The 17,284-nt window shown below is 69.5% G+C and carries 24 protein-coding genes; 17 read left to right on the top strand and 7 right to left on the bottom strand.

Translation table 11 applies throughout. The features are described from left to right. The first annotated feature begins 103 nt into the window (after positions 1-103). Positions 104-1,333, top strand: a complete 1,230-nt coding sequence (ccmI, locus tag ACFO5X_RS16845; RefSeq protein WP_380719019.1) for a c-type cytochrome biogenesis protein CcmI — start codon at positions 104-106, stop codon at positions 1,331-1,333. Then, positions 1,330-1,800, top strand: a complete 471-nt coding sequence (gene ruvX / locus ACFO5X_RS16840; protein ID WP_380719017.1) for a Holliday junction resolvase RuvX — start codon at positions 1,330-1,332, stop codon at positions 1,798-1,800. The genes ccmI and ruvX overlap by 4 nt, the downstream gene beginning before the upstream one ends. 72 nt (positions 1,801-1,872) lie before the next feature. On the opposite strand, the gene ACFO5X_RS16835 is transcribed toward ruvX, so the two are convergent. Next, positions 1,873-2,301, bottom strand: coding sequence for a GFA family protein (locus ACFO5X_RS16835; RefSeq protein ID WP_380719015.1), 429 nt, complete (start codon positions 2,299-2,301; stop codon positions 1,873-1,875). Positions 2,302-2,506: 205 nt separating this feature from the next. Between ACFO5X_RS16835 and ACFO5X_RS16830 the strand changes: the two genes are divergently transcribed. After that, entirely contained in the window at positions 2,507-2,740 is a 234-nt protein-coding gene (locus tag ACFO5X_RS16830) for a DUF1289 domain-containing protein (protein WP_380719012.1), read from the top strand. 97 nt (positions 2,741-2,837) lie between these two features. Here the strand turns inward: ACFO5X_RS16830 and ACFO5X_RS16825 are convergent, their stop codons facing one another. Continuing rightward, positions 2,838-3,662 (bottom strand): sulfite exporter TauE/SafE family protein, encoded by an 825-nt coding sequence (locus ACFO5X_RS16825; protein WP_380719010.1) that lies wholly within the window; start codon positions 3,660-3,662, stop codon positions 2,838-2,840. Positions 3,663-3,801: 139 nt separating this feature from the next. Here ACFO5X_RS16825 and ACFO5X_RS16820 point away from each other — a divergent pair, with 139 nt between their 5' ends. After that, on the top strand, positions 3,802-4,977 hold the full coding sequence (locus ACFO5X_RS16820; RefSeq protein ID WP_380719008.1) for a multidrug effflux MFS transporter: 1,176 nt from the start codon (positions 3,802-3,804) through the stop codon (positions 4,975-4,977). Positions 4,978-4,981: 4 nt separating this feature from the next. Here the strand turns inward: ACFO5X_RS16820 and dusA are convergent, their stop codons facing one another. Continuing rightward, positions 4,982-6,001: a tRNA dihydrouridine(20/20a) synthase DusA gene (dusA, locus tag ACFO5X_RS16815; protein WP_380719546.1), complete on the bottom strand. Its 1,020-nt coding sequence runs from the start codon at positions 5,999-6,001 to the stop codon at positions 4,982-4,984. A gap of 243 nt (positions 6,002-6,244) precedes the next feature. Here dusA and ACFO5X_RS16810 point away from each other — a divergent pair, with 243 nt between their 5' ends. The 5 genes from ACFO5X_RS16810 to ACFO5X_RS16790 all read left to right on the top strand — a co-directional run bounded on the left by ACFO5X_RS16810 (position 6,245) and on the right by ACFO5X_RS16790 (position 9,768). Continuing rightward, complete coding sequence (locus ACFO5X_RS16810; protein WP_380719006.1) at positions 6,245-6,562, top strand: hypothetical protein; 318 nt, start codon at positions 6,245-6,247, stop codon at positions 6,560-6,562. A 244-nt stretch (positions 6,563-6,806) separates the two neighbouring features. After that, positions 6,807-7,913, top strand: coding sequence for a patatin-like phospholipase family protein (locus tag ACFO5X_RS16805; RefSeq protein ID WP_380719004.1), 1,107 nt, complete (start codon positions 6,807-6,809; stop codon positions 7,911-7,913). Between the two features lie 11 nt (positions 7,914-7,924). Further along, the gene (locus ACFO5X_RS16800) at positions 7,925-8,662 is read left to right on the top strand and encodes an acetoacetate decarboxylase (RefSeq protein ID WP_380719002.1); all 738 of its coding nucleotides are present in this window, start codon (positions 7,925-7,927) and stop codon (positions 8,660-8,662) included. A 34-nt stretch (positions 8,663-8,696) separates the two neighbouring features. Then, a complete protein-coding gene (locus ACFO5X_RS16795) occupies positions 8,697-9,479 on the top strand; it encodes a 3-hydroxybutyrate dehydrogenase (protein WP_380719000.1) in 783 nt (260 codons plus the stop codon). A 25-nt stretch (positions 9,480-9,504) separates the two neighbouring features. After that, positions 9,505-9,768 (top strand): 3-ketoacyl-ACP reductase, encoded by a 264-nt coding sequence (locus ACFO5X_RS16790; protein WP_380718998.1) that lies wholly within the window; start codon positions 9,505-9,507, stop codon positions 9,766-9,768. A 34-nt stretch (positions 9,769-9,802) separates the two neighbouring features. On the opposite strand, the gene ACFO5X_RS16785 is transcribed toward ACFO5X_RS16790, so the two are convergent. Then, positions 9,803-10,027 carry a hypothetical protein gene (locus ACFO5X_RS16785; RefSeq protein WP_380718996.1) on the bottom strand — a complete coding sequence of 75 codons (225 nt, stop codon included), beginning with the start codon at positions 10,025-10,027 and terminating at the stop codon, positions 9,803-9,805. A 242-nt stretch (positions 10,028-10,269) separates the two neighbouring features. Between ACFO5X_RS16785 and ACFO5X_RS16780 the strand changes: the two genes are divergently transcribed. Then, on the top strand, positions 10,270-10,728 hold the full coding sequence (locus ACFO5X_RS16780; protein ID WP_380718994.1) for a PaaI family thioesterase: 459 nt from the start codon (positions 10,270-10,272) through the stop codon (positions 10,726-10,728). Here ACFO5X_RS16780 and ACFO5X_RS16775 read toward each other — a convergent pair. After that, complete coding sequence (locus ACFO5X_RS16775; protein ID WP_380718992.1) at positions 10,725-10,901, bottom strand: hypothetical protein; 177 nt, start codon at positions 10,899-10,901, stop codon at positions 10,725-10,727. The genes ACFO5X_RS16780 and ACFO5X_RS16775 overlap by 4 nt on opposite strands. 212 nt (positions 10,902-11,113) lie before the next feature. Here ACFO5X_RS16775 and ACFO5X_RS16770 point away from each other — a divergent pair, with 212 nt between their 5' ends. The 4 genes from ACFO5X_RS16770 to ACFO5X_RS16755 are packed head-to-tail and all read left to right on the top strand — an operon-like array spanning position 11,114 to position 14,125. Next, complete coding sequence (locus ACFO5X_RS16770) at positions 11,114-11,476, top strand: cupin domain-containing protein (RefSeq protein ID WP_380718989.1); 363 nt, start codon at positions 11,114-11,116, stop codon at positions 11,474-11,476. Continuing rightward, a complete protein-coding gene (locus tag ACFO5X_RS16765; protein ID WP_380718987.1) occupies positions 11,473-12,672 on the top strand; it encodes an MFS transporter in 1,200 nt (399 codons plus the stop codon). Before ACFO5X_RS16770 ends, ACFO5X_RS16765 begins: the two co-directional genes overlap by 4 nt. 26 nt (positions 12,673-12,698) lie before the next feature. Beyond that, the gene (locus tag ACFO5X_RS16760; RefSeq protein WP_380718985.1) at positions 12,699-13,241 is read left to right on the top strand and encodes a YbhB/YbcL family Raf kinase inhibitor-like protein; all 543 of its coding nucleotides are present in this window, start codon (positions 12,699-12,701) and stop codon (positions 13,239-13,241) included. An 8-nt stretch (positions 13,242-13,249) separates the two neighbouring features. Then, on the top strand, positions 13,250-14,125 hold the full coding sequence (locus ACFO5X_RS16755; protein WP_380718983.1) for a PhzF family phenazine biosynthesis protein: 876 nt from the start codon (positions 13,250-13,252) through the stop codon (positions 14,123-14,125). Here the strand turns inward: ACFO5X_RS16755 and ACFO5X_RS16750 are convergent. Both ACFO5X_RS16750 and ACFO5X_RS16745 read right to left on the bottom strand, forming a co-directional pair. Then, positions 14,122-14,664, bottom strand: coding sequence for an AAA family ATPase (locus ACFO5X_RS16750; protein ID WP_380718981.1), 543 nt, complete (start codon positions 14,662-14,664; stop codon positions 14,122-14,124). The two genes, ACFO5X_RS16755 and ACFO5X_RS16750, sit on opposite strands and share 4 nt — an antisense overlap. Next, complete coding sequence (locus ACFO5X_RS16745) at positions 14,661-15,590, bottom strand: alpha/beta hydrolase family protein (protein WP_380718979.1); 930 nt, start codon at positions 15,588-15,590, stop codon at positions 14,661-14,663. Before ACFO5X_RS16745 ends, ACFO5X_RS16750 begins: the two co-directional genes overlap by 4 nt. Positions 15,591-15,729: 139 nt before the next feature. Between ACFO5X_RS16745 and ACFO5X_RS16740 the strand changes: the two genes are divergently transcribed. Genes ACFO5X_RS16740 through ACFO5X_RS16730 form a run of 3 tightly spaced genes read left to right on the top strand, consistent with a single transcriptional unit; the run spans position 15,730 to position 17,281 of the window. Then, on the top strand, positions 15,730-16,239 hold the full coding sequence (locus tag ACFO5X_RS16740; protein WP_380718977.1) for a cupin domain-containing protein: 510 nt from the start codon (positions 15,730-15,732) through the stop codon (positions 16,237-16,239). After that, positions 16,236-16,835 (top strand): 2-hydroxychromene-2-carboxylate isomerase, encoded by a 600-nt coding sequence (locus tag ACFO5X_RS16735; protein ID WP_380718975.1) that lies wholly within the window; start codon positions 16,236-16,238, stop codon positions 16,833-16,835. The genes ACFO5X_RS16740 and ACFO5X_RS16735 overlap by 4 nt, the downstream gene beginning before the upstream one ends. Further along, on the top strand, positions 16,829-17,281 hold the full coding sequence (locus ACFO5X_RS16730; protein ID WP_380718973.1) for a GNAT family N-acetyltransferase: 453 nt from the start codon (positions 16,829-16,831) through the stop codon (positions 17,279-17,281). The genes ACFO5X_RS16735 and ACFO5X_RS16730 overlap by 7 nt, the downstream gene beginning before the upstream one ends. Positions 17,282-17,284 lie beyond the last annotated feature (3 nt).

Here is a 17,284-nt window from a genome sequence, read left to right as displayed (position 1 = left end):
GCTTTTGCCGCGCCTCACTGCCGGCCCTCTCGCAGCCTCGTGAAACATTGGCCCTTTTGTCGCCGCCCCCAGCCGGTTATCTGGACAAAACCGTGAGAGCGCCATGACCTTCTGGATAATAGCCCTGTTGATCGCCCTGGCCACCGCCGGCCTGCCGGCGCTGGTGATGCTGCGCACGCGCTCCACCGTGGAAGGCCCCGCCGCCTTCGATCTCGCCGTCTACCGCGGCCAGCTGGCCGAGATCGACCGCGACCTCGCCCGCGGCGTCATCGGCCCCGAGGATGCCGACCGCGTGCGCGCCGAGATCGGCCGCCGCGTGCTCGCCGCCGACGCCGAAAGCCAGGCCGCCACGACGGCGGCGGCCCCGAAGGTCACCCCGCTCCTTGCCGTCGCCCTGCTGGTGGCGATCGTCACCGGCAGCATCGCGCTCTACAGCCGCCTCGGGGTGCCGGGCTATCCCGACCTCGCGCTCAAGGCCCGCATCGCCGCCGCCGAGACCCTGCGCCAGACCCGCCCCGACCAGGCCGCCGCCGAGGCGCAGGCGCCCGCCGCGCCGCCGGTGAACCTCGGGAAGGAATATCTCGACCTCGTGCAAAAGCTGCGCGACACCGTCGCCGCCCGCCCCGACGATCTCGACGGTCAGGCCCTGCTCGCCCGGCACGAGGCCGCCACCGGCCGCATGACCGCCGCCTATCAGGCCCAGCGGAAGGTGATCGCGCTCAAGGGCGACGCCGCCACCGCCGAAGATTACGCCCTGCTCGCCGACATGCTGATCCTCGCCGCCGGCGGCTATGTCTCGCCCGAGGCGGAACAGGCGCTCGACGCCGCCCTCGGCCGCGACCGCTCCAACGGCATCGCCCGCTATTACACCGGGCTGATGATGGCCCAGACCGGCCGCCCCGACGTCGCCGTGCGCATCTGGAGCCAGCTGCTGACCGACAGCACCCCCGATGCGCCCTGGGTCGCCCCGATCCGCGCCGAGATCGCCGAGGCCGCCGCCCGCGCCGGCATCGACTTCTCGCCCCTGCCGCCGCTGCCGACCGTCCCAACCGGTCCCGGCCCCACGGCCGAAGACGTCCGCAACGCCGCCGGCATGGACGCCGGCGACCGGCAGCAGATGATCGAAGGCATGGTCCAGGGCCTTGCCGACCGCCTCGCCCGCGACGGCGGTCCGCCCGAGGACTGGGCCAAACTGATCAACGCCCTCGGCGTCCTCGGCCAGACCGACCGCGCCCGCGCCATCGCGGCCGAGGCGCGCACTGCCTTTGCCGCCGACCCCGCCGCGCTGGCCCGGATCGAGGACGCCGCCCGCGCCGCGGGAGTCAACGAGTGATCCACACCGTCTTCGAGGACTTCGCCGCCGCCCTGCCCCCCCGCCGCGCCCTGATCGGGCTCGACTTCGGCGAAAAGACAATCGGCGTCGCCGTCTCCGACCTCGCGACCCGCGTCGCCAGCCCGCTCGAAACGATCCGCCGCAAGAAGTTCACGCTGGACGCCGCCCGCCTCTCCGAAATCGTTCAGGGCCGCGCCATCGGCGGCATCGTCCTCGGCCTGCCGCTCAACATGGACGGCTCCGAAGGCCCCCGCTGCCAGAAGACCCGCGCCTTCGCCCGCAACCTCTCGGGCCTGATCGACCTGCCCATCGGCTTCTGGGACGAACGCCTCAGCACCGTGGCCGCCGAACGCGCCCTGCTCGAGGCCGACACCTCCCGCAAACGCCGCGCCGAGGTGATCGACCACGTGGCGGCCGGGTATATCCTTCAGGGCGCGCTGGACCGGCTGCACCACCTCCGCGCCTGACCCGGCGCGCGCCGGCGCTAAGACGCGCCCCTCTCCCCTTGGGGAAAGGGGAACCTGAGTAGGACCTGTCCGCTACTCCGGAACGCTCTCCCCGCTGCCGCCCAGCTCCGACGGGAAATCCTTCAACTTGGGCAGCCCGTCCTTCATCGGCAGCACGGTCTCGGCATAATTGACATGCACGCCCGGCGCGAAGGTGATGGTTGGGATCGTCGCGGCATAGACGTCCATCAGGCCCCAATGCGGGTGATAGGTCATTACATGCCCGCCGCGCTGGGTGCAGAATTGCCGGTCGCTGCGTTCGGTCTTCTTGAAATGCCCAAGCTGCGCCTGCCCCTTTGTCACGTGCACGTTTTCGTTCTTGAACAGGGTAAACGCGTTCACCGGGCCTGCCGACCACGAGCGGCAGGAGTCGCAATGACAATAGCCCATGGCCTCGGGCTGGCCCGTGACCTCAATCTCGACCGATCCGCAGAAACAGCTGCCTTTTGTCGTATCGGACATACTCCACTCTCCCTCGCGCGGCGGCCGGGCATTGCGCCCGGCCATCATGGCGCTGAAGGATCCTAGCATCATTGATGCAATATTCGGAATATTTTCGCGGCCTGACCACGGCAGGCGCCCCGCGACCGGAGGGTGTCGCTTCCGGACAGGTTGACGTGAGCGCCGGCGCCTATATCTGTCGTGCGATCCATCAGGGCAGGACGTGATGACCGATCCAATCTGGAAACGTGACGAGATCGAGTCGCCCTGCGTGCGGGTCTGCCTGATCCACCCCGAGGCACGGCTCTGCGTCGGCTGCTACCGCACCACCGACGAGATCGCCCGCTGGTCCCGCATGACGCCGGAGGAACGCCGCACCGTCATGGCCGACCTCCCCGCCCGCGCCCCCCGCCTCACCCGCCGCCGCGGCGGCCGCGCCGCAAGGATCGCCGACACGTAGGGTGGGCAATCTGCCCACCAATCCCGGCACCGTAAGGTAGGCAATCTGCCCACCATGACCCCGCACCCCGTAGGGTGGGCAATCTGCCCACCAAAACCTACCCCCAGAACGCCTTCCGCAACATGTTCACCGCCACCAGCGTCAGGAACAGCGCAAAGACCCGCTTCAAAGGCTTCGGGTCCATCGCATGGGCCAGCCTGACCCCCAGGGGCGCCGTGATCAGCGTCATCGCGATCACCACCAGGAAGGCCACCAGGTTCACCGCCCCCACCGTCAGCGGCGGCCGTGACGCCGGGTCGATCGGCAGCAGCAGGAACCCGATCACCGAAGGCACCGCGATGATCACCCCGAACCCGGCGGCGGTCGCCACCGCCCGGTGGATCGGCGTGTTGAACAGGCTCATCAGCGGCACGCCGAAGCTGCCCCCGCCGATCCCCATCAGCACCGACAGGAAGCCGACCAGCGGCGACAGCACCGCCCGCAGGATCCCCTTGGGCATCGCCTCGCCCAGCCGCCATTCCTGCCGGCCCAGGCCGAGATAGGCGCCGATCACCAGCGCCAGCACGCCGAAGATGCCCTGCAAGGTGGCCGAGCGCAGCGACGAGGCCACCAGCACCCCCAGCACCGCGCCCGCCACGATCCCCGGCCACCAGCCGCGCAGGATCTCCCAGTCGACCGCCCCCTTGCGGTTGTGGCTCGCGACCGAGCGCAGCGAGGTCACGATGATCGTCGCCAGCGAGGTCGCCAGACACATCTGCATCAGCTGCGGCCCGTCATAGCCCAGCGTCTGGAAGGCATAGAAAAAGGCCGGCACCAGCACGATGCCGCCCCCGACCCCCAGCAGCCCGGCCAGCACCCCGGCCACCGCGCCGATCACCATCAGCAGAACCAGCATCTCGGCCAGCAGTATCGGATCAGGCATCGGCGCACTCCCTTGGCGTTTGCGCCGACTTAGACCGAAAAAGCCCCCCCGCCACAAGAGCGCTCGCCATCTTGGCAGCGCCGCACCCGCCCTCTATGGTCGCGCGGTTTCCGTGCCCCTGCCCACAGAAGAGAATCGAATGCTGCGCACTGCTCTGGTGCTGGGCCTGCTCGCGCTGGTCGGCCCCTTCGCCATCGACATGTATCTGCCGGCCATGCCCGGCATCGCCACCGCCTTCGGCACCTCGGAAACCGCGGTGCAGGCAACGCTGACCGCCTATTTCATCGCCTTCGGGGCGGCGCAGCTGGTCTACGGCCCGCTGGCCGACCGCTTCGGCCGCCGCCCGCCGGTCTTCCTCGGCCTTGCCATCTTCATCGCGGGCTCCGCCGGGGCGGCGCTGGCCGGCAGCATCGAGTCGCTGATCGCCTGGCGCACGCTCCAGGGCCTTGGCGGTGCCGCGCTGATGGTGGTGCCCCGCGCCATCGTGCGCGACCTCTACACCGGCCCGCAGGCCACCCGGCTGATGGCGATGATCATGCTGGTGATCTCCGTCTCGCCCATGCTCGCGCCGCTCGCCGGCAGCGCGGTGATCGCCTTTGCCGGCTGGCGCACCATCTTCGCCGTGCTCACCGCCGCCGGCCTGCTCTCGCTCCTCGTCACGGCCCTCGCCCAGCCCGAGACGCTGCCCCCCACCCGCCGCCTGCCGATCAACGCCAGGGCGCTCGCGCGCGGTGCCCGCCAGTTGCTCGGCGATCCCGGCTTCATGGGGCTGACGCTGGTCGGCGGCTTCGGCATGGCCAGCTTCTTCGTCTTCCTCGCCTCCGCCCCCTTCGTCTATGTCCGCCAGTTCGGCCTCTCGCCGACCGGCTTCTCGCTGGCCTTCGCGATCAACGCCATCGGCTTCTTCTCGGCCTCGCAGGCCGCTGGCTATCTGGGCGACAGGATGGGGATGCGCAGCCTGGTGCGCCGCGGCACTGCCGGGTTCACGCTCTGCACGCTGGTGCTCTTCGCGCTGGCGCTGGCCGGGGCAGCCACGCTGCCGGTCATCGTCGCGGGGCTGTTCTGCGCCAATCTCTGCCTCGGCGTGGTGATCCCCACGGCGATGGTGCTCGCACTCGACGACCATGGCGAGAACGCGGGCCTCGCTGCCTCGCTCGGCGGCACGCTTCAGATGCTGGCCGGCGGGGTCATGATCCTCGCCGCCGGCCCCTTCTTCGACGGCACCGCCCTGCCCATGCTGGGCGCGATCGCGGTCTGCGGCCTCGCGGCGCTGGGGCTGACCGCCGCCATGCTGCCCCGCGCCCGGATCGCCTGAGCTTTCAGCCCACCGGCGCCGCCGTCACCGCCTCCAGCGCCTCTTCCACCAGCGCGACGCCGGCGCCGGGCCGCGATGCACGCTCGGAGAGAATCCGCCGCCAGCTCCGCGCCCCGGGGCGGCCGGTGAACAGGCCCAGCATGTGCCGCGTCACCTGATGCAGCTTGCCGCCCGCCTCCAGATGCGCCGCGATATAGGGCAGCATGGCCCGCGCCGCCGCCTCGGCCTCCACCACCCGGCCGGTGCCGAAGATCTCCGGATCCACCCCGCCCAGCACCGTGCCCGGATCGTGATAGGCCGCGCGCCCGATCATCACCCCGTCCAGCCCCGCCTCCAGGAACGCCCGCGCCTGCGCCAGCGAGGTCACCCCGCCGTTCACCGACAGATGCAGGTCGGGAAACCGGTCCTTCATCCGCAGCACCAGCGGATAGTCCAGCGGCGGGATGTCCCGGTTCTCCTTCGGGCTCAGCCCCTGCAACCACGCCTTGCGCGCATGTATGGTGAACCGCCCGCAGCCCGCATCGCGCAGCCGCGCGAGAAAGTCGGGCAGCACCGCCTCCGGGTCCTGATCGTCCACGCCAATGCGACACTTGACCGTCACTTCCGCCTTCACCGCCCCGCGCATCGCCGTGACGCAGTCGGCCACCACCGCGGGCCGCTCCATCAGTACCGCGCCGAAACAGCCCGCCTGCACCCGGTCCGAGGGGCAGCCGACGTTGAGGTTGATCTCGCCATACCCCGCCGCCTCGCCAATCGCCGCCGCCTCGGCCAGCTCCCCCGGATCCGACCCGCCCAGCTGCAACGCCACCGGATGCTCCTCGGGGCTGTGATCCAGAAGATGCACCGCCCCACCCCGCACCAGCGCCGCCGAGGTCACCATCTCGGTATAAAGCAACGCCTCCCGGCTCAACTGCCGGTGCAGATAGCGGCAATGGCGGTCGGTCCAATCCATCATGGGCGCAACGGACAGACGCGCGGCTCTGCGGATTGCCGATCCCCCTCGTTGTCCGGTCTCTGTTCGCATCGTCACCTGACCGCTCTTCCTCAGTTCCGGGCCTTTTGCCCCCGTTCTTCCTTGGGGCGCAACCAAATGTTGCATCGAACGCGCGCGCCCGGAAGCGCACCGGAAACCTGTCGCCCTTGTAAGACGTCCGACAATCACGCTGCAAACCGGCGGTCGTGATTGTCTGCATTGCAATGACGCGGGCCGTCGCTTCCCGGCGGTCACAATCGGCCGCCCCGCCGGAACTTCTGAAAGGATACACCAATGAGACCTCCCCTGCTCTCCCTCGTGACGGCGCTCTCCCTTGCATCGCCCGCCTTCGCGGCGACGCAAGCCTTGGACTGCCCCGAACCTGCACCGGTTTTCGCCAAGGCCGATGCCAAGACCTTCGACCTCTCGAAACTGGCCCAGACGGTGGGCACCGCCAAACTCGACGACACATCGCTCTACAAGGCCGCGGAACATATCTGCTCCGACTTTCCCGGTGCCCGGAACGCAGTGATCACGACCTACTGCACCTGTCTCAACATCGACGTGCCGGCCGACAAGCGAAGCGAGTCGGACGTAAGCGCCTTTGAATAGCTGGTCTATGACGCGGTGTTCGGGGGCGCCCCGCCAAAGGGCTATCCGCGCCAGCAGTGGCTCCTGGGAAACCAGACATCCGCACCGCCCGTCCCCGGCCCGTCACCCCAGGTGGCGGGTTTTCTATTTGGCAGAACAGCTTGGCGAACCTGTCTTCTTTGTAAGGTTGCGGAAAAGCTCGCGCAGGCTTGCCGTCCTAGATGTTCCTCAACGACATGAAGCGTTGCTTGAAGGAACTCAGACCATGGCCCTCACCGAATTGAATGCACTGGTCCTGCAGGGTGGCGGGGCCCTTGGGGCCTACCAGGCCGGGGCCTATTGCGAACTCAGGGCCGCCGGCTTCTCCTTCGACTGGGTGGCCGGCATCTCGATCGGCGCGATCAACGCCGCCCTCATCTGCGGTAACAGCGAAGAGAACCGCATCCCCGCGCTTAATGCCTTCTGGGACAGGATCACCGCCACGCTCCCGCAGGTTTCCCTCTTCGGCAGCCTGGCAGGACGCAAGGCCTTTTCCGAACTCGCCGCCGACTGGGTGATGATGGCCGGCGCCCCGGGTTTCTTCCGGCCCCGCCTCCCCGGCGCCTTCTGGCCCTTCGGCGCGCATCAGGTGCTCAGCTTCTACGACACCTCCCCGCTGGTCGAGACACTGACCGAACTGGTCGATTTCGACCTGCTCAACGACAAGGGTCCGCGCCTCAGCGTCGGGGCCACCGATGTCGAAACCGGCAACTTCGTCTATTTCGACTCGCGCACCATGCGGATCGACGTGCGCCACATCATGGCCAGCGGCGCCCTGCCCCCGGGCTTTCCCCCGGTCGAGATCGACGGACGCTGCTACTGGGACGGAGGCCTCGTGTCGAACACGCCGCTGCAATACATCATGGAACACCCCGAGGGCGACCAGCCGCTCTGCATCCTTCAGATCGACCTCTTCAACGCGCGCGGCAGCATACCGGCCGACGTGCTGGAGGTGCAGCAGCGCGAGAAGGACATCCGCTATTCCAGCCGGACCCGGCTGACCACCGACCGCTACCGCGAACTGCACGCGCTCCAGGCCGCGGCCGAGCGGCTTGCCGCCAAACTGCCCACCAAGCTGAAGGATGACGAAGACCTCGCGCTCCTGCGCGCCGCCGGCCCCGCCTGCCCGGTGACGCTGGTCCACCTGATCCACCGCAAGGAAGGCTTCGAAGGCACCGGCAAGGATTACGAATTCTCCCGCCAGTCGATGTCCGACCACTGGGCCGCAGGCCGCAAGGACGTCTCCCGCACACTCACCCACCCCACATGGAAATCCCGCGTAGTCGGCGCCGACGGCCTGCAGGTCTTCGATCTTTCGGCACACGGAAAATAAGGAGCTTCGCCATGAACAGATCCGACCTCATCGCCACCGCCTTCGCCATGCCGGTCACCAGCCCGTCCTACCCCAAGGGTCCGTACAAGTTCGTGAACCGCGAATTCCTGACGATCACTTATCGCACCGACATGGAGGCGCTGCGCCGCGTCGTGCCCGAGCCCCTGGAAATTCCCGAACCGCTGGTGAAATACGAATTCATCCGGATGCCCGACTCAACCGGTTTCGGCAACTATACCGAAAGCGGACAGGTGATCCCGGTCACGCTCGACGGTGTGGCCGGCGGCTTCGTCCACTCGATGTTCCTCAACGACGATGCCCCCATCGCCGGAGGACGCGAGATCTGGGGCTTTCCCAAGAAACTCGCCGACCCCGCGCTGCGCGTCGAGAAGGACACGCTGGTCGGCACGCTCGATGTCGGCTCGGTCCGGGTCGCGACCGGGACGATGGGCTACAAGCACCGCGAGCTCGATCACGCCTCGGTGCTCAAGGAGTTCGATGCGCCGAACTTCATGCTGAAGGTCATCCCCCACGTCGATTGCACGCCGCGCATCTGCGAACTGGTCCGCTACTACACGATCGACGTGACCCTGAAAGGCGCCTGGGAAGGCCCGGCCGGGCTCGAGCTGCATTACCATGCGCTCGCGCCCGTGGCCGAGTTCCCGGTGCGCGAAGTCGTATCCGCCATGCACCTGCTGACCGACCTGACCCTCGGTCTCGGCGAGGTCGTGCACGACTACCTCGCCTGACCCCTCAACCCATTCTCAAGAAGGAGACAAGACCATGAACCTCAAGGACAAAGTCTGCATCATCACCGGCGCCGCCAGCGGCATCGGCCACGGCATCGCCAAACGCTATGTCGCCGACGGCGCCTGGGTCGTCATCGCCGACCTGAAACTCGACGACGCGCAGAACACCGCCGACGAACTGACGGCCCAGGGCCCCGGCAAGGCCATGGCCGTCGAAATGAACGTCACCGACGAAAAGCAGGTCAACGCCGGCATCGCCAAAGTCATCGAGACATGGGGCAGGATCGACGTGCTGGTCTCCAATGCCGGCATCCAGATCGTCCACCCGATCGAGGATTTCCCCTACGACGAATGGAAGAAACTGCTGTCGATCCACCTCGACGGCGCCTTCCTGACCTCCAAGGCCGTGATGCCCCACATGCAGAAGGCCGGGTCCGGCTCGATCATCTTCATCGGCTCGGTCCACTCCAAGGAAGCGAGCCCGCTCAAATCCGCCTATGTCACTGCGAAACACGGGCTTCTGGGCCTCTCCCGCGTGATCTCGAAGGAAGGGGCCAAGCATGGCATCCGCGCCAACGTGATCTGCCCGGGCTTCGTCAAGACGCCACTGGTGGAAAAGCAGATCCCCGAACAGGCGCGCGACCTCGGCATCTCGGAAGAGGAGGTGGTGAACAAGGTGATGCTGGGCGAAACGGTGGACCAGGAATTCACCACCATCGAGGACGTGGCCGAGGTGGCCCATGTCTTCGCCGCCTTCCCCACCAACGCGCTCACCGGTCAGTCGCTGGTCGTCAGCCACGGCTGGTACATGAACTGACCCCATCGGCAAAAGGAACAGAGCCATGGACAGCCATTCCCTCCACGACCGTCTCGAAGCGCTCGGGCAAAAGATTGCCGCCGCCGAAGCAAAACTGCGGGACCGCGCGCCCCATGGCGCCGCGCAGCTGACCGCTCAGGAGCTCAAGACGAGCTACCAGCGCCTGCAGGCGCGCTTGAACCGCGAGATCGCCGACACCGAGGCCCAGGGCCACCACGTCACCGATCTCGAACGCTCGGTGCGGCAGTGGATCGACAGCCTCGACGCCTTCCACACCGCAACCGAATGACACCCCAACACGCAGGATAAAGGACACCATCATGTCAGAACTGATCGTCATCGGATACGACACCCCCGAAAAGGCCGAAGAGGCCCGCGCCGACCTGATGAAAATGGCCCGGGAATAACTGGTCGAAGTGGCCGACGCGGTTGTCGCCGTCGCCGACAAGGACGGAAACGTCAAGCTCAACCAGATGGTCAACCTCTGGACCGTCGGCGCCACCGGCGGGGCCTTCTGGGGCCTCCTCGTGGGCATGCTCTTCTTTCAACCCGCTGCTCGGTGCCGCCGTCGGCGCAGGGGCCGGGGCGCTTTCAGCCTCCCGGCCCTGGCACCATCGCCGCGGTCCAGCTTATACCCTCGGCCGCATCGCCCCACTCCCCGGCAAACCCCGGCGCCGCAGTCACAGCGGACCCTTGCACCGATCCTCCTCAATCCCGGCTGAGATTTTCTCACGTCGCATCCCCGCGCGACTCGACCCATAGTGCGCGCGCAACCAACCGGAGAAGACAGATGCAGATCGGCGACCCCGTTACACCCCAGATCGAAGCCCGCGCCCGCGACAGTTTCGCCCGGCAGGGTCTGATGACCTATCTGGGCGCCGAAATCGCCGAGGTCCGCGCCGGCCTCGTCACCCTGCGCCTGCCCTACCGGGCCGAGCTGACCCAGCAGCACGGCTTCTTCCACGCCGGCGGCACCTCGGCCATCGCCGACAGCGCGGGCGGCTATGCCGGTTTCACGATGTTCCCCGAAGGCAGCTCCGTGCTCACCGTCGAATTCAAGATCAACCTGATCAGCCCGGCACAGGGCGAATTCCTCGAAGCGACCGGCCGCGTCATCAAGACCGGCCGCACCCTGACGATCTGCCAGCTCGACGTCTGGGGCGTGACCGGCGACAGGCGCAAGCATGTCGCCGCCGGCATGCAGACCCTGATCTGCCTGCACGACACCCCCGACGCGCCCCCCGCCTAGAACAGCTCGCCGCGCCGGATCACCAGCCGCAAGGGTTCCAGCGGCAGGGTATTGCGGTCCAGATCCAGCGCGCGCAGGGCCGCATCGCTCCTGCGGTAGAAGGCGCGAAACCGGCGCGGCAGGCGGCAGCCCGCTCGCCGGCCCACGCCCCATTTCCACAAACGCACGCGCATCCCTGACCCTCCTTCACCGGGTCAACCATGCGGCCGCATCGCACAAAGCCAAATCGCGCATCTCTCAGGAAAGGCTGAGAAAAATTCCGCCGACCGCGCACAGCGGATTTCTCAGCCGTGCCGCAGCTTTCCTCATTTGCCGCGCCGCGCGCCGCGCGGGACAGTCGCATCGCAACCGGGCCACTTCGGCCCCCTGACCGCGATACCACCCGATGACCCACTCCCCCACCCGCGCCAATGACGCCAACCACTACCTCTGGGGCGAGGCTTGCGACGGCTGGCGCCTGACCGACCACCCCGACCTCGCCCTGCGCGAGGAACGGCTGCCCCCCGGCACCGCCGAGGCCCCGCATTTTCACATCCGGTCGCGCCAGATCTTCTACGTCCTCGCCGGCGTGCTCAGCATCGACCTACCCGGCCGCACCCTGATCGCGACCCCGGGCGAGGCGGTCGAGATCTCGCCCGGCCTGCCGCATCTGGTCGCCAACCGCGGCACCGACGACCTCCGCCTGCTGCTCGTCTCCGCCCCGGACACGGCGGTCGACCGTCACCCCGCGCCGGCCCCGCTGCCATGACACAGACGCTCCCCCTCGCACGGCTGATCGGCCTCGCCCTGCCCTTCACCGCCGCCTATCTGCTCTCCGAGCTGATCCGCAACATCAACGCCGTCCTCGCCCCGGCCCTGCGCGCCGACTTCGGCCTCACGCCCTCGGCGCTCGGCCTGATGACCGCCGCCTTCCTCGCCGCGCTGGCCGGGGCGCAGCTGGTCGTCGGCCCCGCGCTCGACCGCTTCGGCCCGCGCCGCGTCCTGCTCGCCACGCTCGGCCTCGCCGTTCTGGGCGCCTTGCTCTTCGCCCTGGCGCAAAGCCCCGCGATGCTCGTCCTCGCCCGCTTCCTGATCGGCCTCGGCCTCTCGGCCTGCTGGACCGGAGCCTACAAGGCCAACACCCTCTGGTGGCCGCGCGAGCGCCTGCCGCTGGTCAACGCGCTGACCATCGCCGTCGCCGGGCTCGGGGCGCTCGCCGCCACCGCCCCCGCCGAATGGCTGCTGGGCCTGATCGGCTGGCGCGCCATGTTCCTCGCCCTCGCCGCCCTCGCCGCCGGTGTCGCGCTCTGGATTGCCGTCGCCGTGCCCGCCACGGTCGGCACCACAGGCCCCCAGGCGACGACACGCGTCTTCCTCCACCCCGCCGTCCGCGCCATCCTGCCCGCCTCGGCGCTCTGTCAGGGCGCGTGGATCGCCTATCAGGGCCTCTGGGCCGGCGTCTGGCTGCGCGAGGCGCTGGGCCTCCCGCCCGAGCGCGCCGCCGCCATCCTGATGGGCCTCGCCCTCGCCGTCATCCTCGGCCAGTTCGCCTTCGGCCTGCTCGCCGACCGCCTCGCCCGCGACGACCGCCGCCTCTACCGGCTGACATTCGTCCTGACCGCCGCCTTCATCGCCGCCCAGTTCGCCCTCGCCCTAGGCGCGGCCCCGGCGCAAGGCCCGCTCTGGGCGCTCTACGGCCTCTTCACCGCAGGCCCGATCCTGTCCTACGCCCTGCTCGTCCGCCTGCTGCCGCCCGCTGTCTCGGGCCGCGCCATCGCCCTGCTCAACCTCGGCGCACTGCTTTCCGGCGTCCTGCTGCAAGGCGGCCTCGGCACCGTCATCGAGGCGCTCCAGGCCCGCGGCTGGCCGCCCGCCCAGGCCCAGACGGCACCCTTCCTCGCCATCGCCGTGCTGCAGGCCGCAGCCCTGCTCAACATGGGACTGCGCCGCCCGGCCACCCTCTGATCCTGCCATCCAAAAGGAGACCCCGGATGCCCCTCACCCTGCCCCGCGCGCTGCTCGCCCTGCCGCTCGCCGTCCTGCCCTGCGCCACCCTAGCCCTCGAGCTCGACGCCCCCGGACTGCGCGACGGCGGCCCCATCCCCATGGCCCATGTCAACGCCACGATGGGCTGCACCGGCCTCAACATCTCGCCCGCCCTGACATGGACCAACCCGCCCGCGGGCACGCAAAGCTTTGCCGTCTCGATCCACGATCCCGACGCGCCCACCGGCAGCGGCTGGTGGCACTGGGTGGTCTTCGACATCCCCGCCACGACCCGCGCGCTGGCCGCAGGCGAATCCGGCCACCTGAGTGCGCCGGCCCTCGAATCCCGCACCGATTTCGGCACCCCCGGCTATGGCGGCCCCTGCCCGCCGCAGGGCGCCGCCCCGCACCGCTACATCATCCGCATCCACGCGCTCGACGTGCCAACCTTGGGCCTCGATGCCGAGGCCATGCCCGCCCTCGTCGGCTATTTGGTCAACGCCCACAGCCTCGGCAGCGCCAGCCTGACCGCGCTCTATGGCCGCTGAGGGACACGATGAAAAAGCACATCCTCCAGATCGACGTCTTCTCCGACACCCCGCTGCTCGGCAATCCGGCGGCGGTGGTCTATGACGCCGACGACCTCCCCGGCGACACCATGCAGCGCATCGCGCGCGAGATGAACCTCTCGGAAACCGTCTTCCTGCTGCGCCCGACCCGCCAGGCCGACTACCGCGCCCGCATCTTCACGCCGCTGAACGAACTGCCCTTCGCCGGGCACCCCACCATCGCCGCCGCCCACGCCGTCTGCGCAAGGATGGAGCGGCAGCCGAGACACCTGATCCAGGAATGTGGGCTCGGGCTGGTGCCGATCCGCATCGCCGAAGGCCGCTACACCATGACCCGGGCGACCCCCACCTTCCGCCCGGCAGACGTCTCCAAGGCCGACCTCGCCCACGCACTGGCGCTGCCGCCCGAGGCCCTGGCCGACAGCCCGCACGAGACCGTCTCGACCGGCGCACCCTGGCTCCTGCTCGAACTGCGCGACACCGCCGCCCTGCAGACACTCCGCCCCGACCTCGCCCAGATCGAAAGGCTCTCCCGCACCGCCGGTGCGGCGGGCCTCACAGTCTTCGCCGACCTCGGCCCCGGCGCCTCCCCCCGCCTGCGCGTGCGCACCTTCGCCCCCGGCGAAGGCGTGGCCGAGGATCCGGTCTGCGGCTCCGGCAACGGCGCCATCGCCGCCTGGATCGCCACCCACCGCGACCGCACCTTCTCCGGCGCCTATATTGCCGAACAGGGGGTCGAGATCGGCCGGCGCGGGCTGGCCCACGCCGCCTGGCGCGCCCGGCCCGAGGGGCTCGAAATCTCCGTCGGCGGCGCCGCCTGCACGCTGCTGACCGGCGAAATCGACCTCACCGGCCTGCTCTAACCCGCGCCGATCCGGTCCAGCACGAAGGCAACCCGGTCCTCGACCGGGGCCAGCGGCAGCTCGACCATCCGATACCCCGCCCCGCGATAGGCCCGCACCATCGCCGCCGCCGTGGCCTCGGCCTCGTCAAAGCTCTGCCCCCGCTCCGCATCCTGCGCGAAAATTTCGCGCCAGGGCGGCGCGAGGAAGATCACGCCGTCATAGCGGAAGACCTCCGCCGCCGCGTGCACATGATCCGGCGCGCCGCCGCGATACAGCTCCAGATAGCCGATCACATCCGGGATCCCCCGGTCGAACAGCACCGGCCCGTCCACGACCTGCGCCGCCTGCCACGACCGCATCTCCCAGCCCAGCATCAGCTCGGCGAACAGGCCCCGGTCCGCGCCGTGCCACCCCGGCCCGCCGATCCGCAGCTGGTCGCGGATGATCGCGCGCCCCGCCTCCGGCATCGCCGCGACACCACGCGCCGCCAGAGCCTCGATCAGCGTCGTCTTGCCCGCCCCCGGCCCACCGGTGATCACATGAAACCGCGCGCTCATGCCACCACCCGGCCGGGCGCGCCCTCGGCCAGCCGCCCCGCCAGCAGCCACTCCGCCGCCAGCGGCCAGAGCGTCTCTGCGAACCGGGTGTGAAAGAACGCGAAATGCCCGATCTCCGCCGCACCGATATCGCCGGGCGCAATCCGCAGATGGGTCCGCGCCGCGTTGCGGTAATAGCCCAGCAGCCGCCCCGTCGCCGCCTCGGTTCCGAAGGGATCGTCGCTCAGCCCGATGGCCAGCAGCCGCGCCCGCGTCGCCCCATGCCGCGCGCCCAGATCCGCGGCGCTCAGGCCCGAACGGACGCTGGTCTCGAACCGCGGCCCCATCCGCGTCCAGTCCCGCACCACCCCCGCCGGCACATCCTCCAGCCAGCCGAACCGCTCGCCCGGAAAATACCCGCACAGACGCGTCACCGCCGGCATGAACAGATGCCACTTCAGATACATCCCCAGCCGCCGCTCCGGCACGTAATCGCGCCAATAGGCGAACTGCGCGCCCACCGTCACGATCCGCTCCAGCCGTGCGGAACTCGGCGCCAGCCCCACCGCGAAGCCGCCGATCGAATGGCCCACCGCCGTCAGCATCCGGCCGGGCCAGCGGTCGGAGGCATAGGCCAGCACCGCCTCGGCATCCAGCGCGCCCCAGTCGATCCATCCCGCCGCCAGCGCGCGCGGATGGCGCGACCGCGACTCGCCAATCCCGCGATAATCGAAGGTCAGCACCGTCGCGCCCCGCCCGGCCAGCCAGGCCGCAAACCGCGCGTAATAGCGCGCGCGCACGGCCGTTGCCGCATGGATCACCACCACAGGCCCATCCCCCGCGCCCAGCCAGACGGCACCGCAAATCGGATAGCCATCCGCCGCCGCCACCTCGAAGCGCTCGTCCGGGCCGACGTCCGCCCGTCTACCGTCCACAAACCCCTGCATCACCCTCTCACATCTGCCATCCGGCCACCCTCGCCCCCCGGCCCGCCCGCTCCAACTGAGCTTTGCTCCCGGCCCGTTGAATCCATTTCAATTGCCGATCCGCCCGATCTGCCGCTCTCTGCCCGCAGGAGGCCAGATCATGACCCACCCCCCCGCACCCGTCGTCCGCCTGGACACCCTCACCCTCGTCCCCCAGACCCACGGCACCACCTTCCACGCCGCCATGGCCGCCATCGCCGCCCCCCTCGGTGCCACCCGCCTCGGCGCCCGCCTGGTCGAGGTGCCGCCCGGCAAGGCCGCCTGGCCCTTCCACAGCCACCACGCCAATGACGAGCTCTTCCTCATCCTCTCCGGCACGGGCGAGCTGCGCTTCGGCGACACCCGCCACGCCGTCACGGCGGGCATGGTCGCCGTCTGCCCCGCCGGCGGCGCCGAAACCGCCCATCAGCTGATCGCCACCGGCGATGCGCCGCTGCGCTATGTCGCCGTCAGCACAATGAACGAACCCGATGTGATGGAATATCCCGACAGCGGCAAGATTACCGTCTTTGCCGGCGCGGCGCCCGGTGGCGACAAGGCCCGCCGCCGCGTCGTCGCCTCGTTCCGCGCCGCCGACGCGGTCGATTACTGGCAGGGCGAACCGGCATGAGCCCGATCGAATTCTGGTTCGACTTCTCCTCGGGCTACGCCTTCTTCGCGGCGCAGAAAATCGACGATCTGGCCGCGCGGGTCAACCGCCCTGTCCTCTGGCGGCCCTACATGCTCGGCACCGCCTACAAGGTGACCGGCGCGCGCGGACTCTCCGCGACCCCGCTCAAACGCGACTATGCCCGCCTCGACTGGGCCCGCATCGCCCGCGCGCAGGGGCTCGACTTCCGCCTGCCCGCCGACCACCCCCGCGTGGCCCTTGCCGCCACCCGCGCCTTCTACTGGATCGAACACGAAAGCCCGAAACGCGCCATCCCCTTCGCCAAACGCGTCTTCTCCGGCTACTTCACCGAAGACCTCGACACCGCCTCGCCCGAGGCCATCGCCGCCCTCGCCCCCGAATTCGGCCTCTCCACCGAGGCCCTTCTCGCCGGCATCGCCGACCCCGCGCTCAAGGCCCGCGTCCGCCAGATCGGCGAATCGGCCGTTGCCGACGGCGTCTTCGGCTCGCCCTTCTTCATCGTCGACGACGAACCCTTCTTCGGCTGGGACCGCATGGCGATGATGGAAGACTGGATCCGGTGCGGCGGATGGTGACCGCGCCGCGCGTCCGCCCCCTCGGCCCGGCCGACGCCACCGCCCTCGCCGCTTTGATCACCGGCTATCGCAACGCGATGTCCGCAGAGGCCCAGCCCCTCACCGAAAGCCAGGGCCGCGCCCTGATCCTGAACACCGCGCCGCCGCACCTGCTGCTCGGCGCCGAGATCGACGGCCGCCTGCTCGGCTTCGCCCATTGCTTCGAACTGGCCGAGATCATCTCGGGCCAGCCCGCCGGCCAGCTCGACGACCTCTTCGTCGCGCCCGAGGCCCGCCGCACCGGCCTCGCCCGTGCCCTGATCGCCCGCCTCGCCGACATCGGCCGCGCGCGCCACTGGGTCCACCTGCGCTGGCTGGTGCCCCAGGACAACCGCGCCGCCCGACGGCTCTACGAATCCCTCGCCACACCTGCTCCCTGGGACAGCTTCCGCATCGACCTCGCCTGAAAC

The sequence above is a fragment of the Seohaeicola nanhaiensis genome (assembly GCF_042654245.1).
Taxonomy (GTDB): Bacteria; Pseudomonadota; Alphaproteobacteria; order Rhodobacterales; family Rhodobacteraceae; genus Seohaeicola_A; species Seohaeicola_A nanhaiensis.
The sequence above is the reverse complement of the archived record's forward strand: the minus strand, read 5'-3'. Positions and strand labels throughout refer to the sequence as shown.

Coding starts and splice junctions, on each gene's coding strand:
- ACFO5X_RS16730 (WP_380718973.1), top strand. CDS start 16,829: ATGGTGACCGCGCCGCGCGTCCGCCCCCTCGGCCCGGCCGACGCCACC.
- ACFO5X_RS16755 (WP_380718983.1), top strand. CDS start 13,250: ATGAAAAAGCACATCCTCCAGATCGACGTCTTCTCCGACACCCCGCTG.
- ACFO5X_RS16775 (WP_380718992.1), bottom strand. CDS start 10,901: ATGCGCGTGCGTTTGTGGAAATGGGGCGTGGGCCGGCGAGCGGGCTGC.
- dusA (WP_380719546.1), bottom strand. CDS start 6,001: ATGCGAACAGAGACCGGACAACGAGGGGGATCGGCAATCCGCAGAGCC.
- ACFO5X_RS16740 (WP_380718977.1), top strand. CDS start 15,730: ATGACCCACCCCCCCGCACCCGTCGTCCGCCTGGACACCCTCACCCTC.
- ACFO5X_RS16800 (WP_380719002.1), top strand. CDS start 7,925: ATGAACAGATCCGACCTCATCGCCACCGCCTTCGCCATGCCGGTCACC.
- ACFO5X_RS16830 (WP_380719012.1), top strand. CDS start 2,507: ATGACCGATCCAATCTGGAAACGTGACGAGATCGAGTCGCCCTGCGTG.
- ACFO5X_RS16790 (WP_380718998.1), top strand. CDS start 9,505: ATGGACAGCCATTCCCTCCACGACCGTCTCGAAGCGCTCGGGCAAAAG.
- ACFO5X_RS16810 (WP_380719006.1), top strand. CDS start 6,245: ATGAGACCTCCCCTGCTCTCCCTCGTGACGGCGCTCTCCCTTGCATCG.
- ACFO5X_RS16770 (WP_380718989.1), top strand. CDS start 11,114: ATGACCCACTCCCCCACCCGCGCCAATGACGCCAACCACTACCTCTGG.
- ACFO5X_RS16750 (WP_380718981.1), bottom strand. CDS start 14,664: ATGAGCGCGCGGTTTCATGTGATCACCGGTGGGCCGGGGGCGGGCAAG.
- ACFO5X_RS16760 (WP_380718985.1), top strand. CDS start 12,699: ATGCCCCTCACCCTGCCCCGCGCGCTGCTCGCCCTGCCGCTCGCCGTC.
- ACFO5X_RS16825 (WP_380719010.1), bottom strand. CDS start 3,662: ATGCCTGATCCGATACTGCTGGCCGAGATGCTGGTTCTGCTGATGGTG.
- ACFO5X_RS16780 (WP_380718994.1), top strand. CDS start 10,270: ATGCAGATCGGCGACCCCGTTACACCCCAGATCGAAGCCCGCGCCCGC.
- ccmI (WP_380719019.1), top strand. CDS start 104: ATGACCTTCTGGATAATAGCCCTGTTGATCGCCCTGGCCACCGCCGGC.
- ACFO5X_RS16735 (WP_380718975.1), top strand. CDS start 16,236: ATGAGCCCGATCGAATTCTGGTTCGACTTCTCCTCGGGCTACGCCTTC.
- ACFO5X_RS16795 (WP_380719000.1), top strand. CDS start 8,697: ATGAACCTCAAGGACAAAGTCTGCATCATCACCGGCGCCGCCAGCGGC.
- ACFO5X_RS16835 (WP_380719015.1), bottom strand. CDS start 2,301: ATGTCCGATACGACAAAAGGCAGCTGTTTCTGCGGATCGGTCGAGATT.
- ACFO5X_RS16765 (WP_380718987.1), top strand. CDS start 11,473: ATGACACAGACGCTCCCCCTCGCACGGCTGATCGGCCTCGCCCTGCCC.
- ACFO5X_RS16820 (WP_380719008.1), top strand. CDS start 3,802: ATGCTGCGCACTGCTCTGGTGCTGGGCCTGCTCGCGCTGGTCGGCCCC.
- ACFO5X_RS16805 (WP_380719004.1), top strand. CDS start 6,807: ATGGCCCTCACCGAATTGAATGCACTGGTCCTGCAGGGTGGCGGGGCC.
- ACFO5X_RS16745 (WP_380718979.1), bottom strand. CDS start 15,590: ATGCAGGGGTTTGTGGACGGTAGACGGGCGGACGTCGGCCCGGACGAG.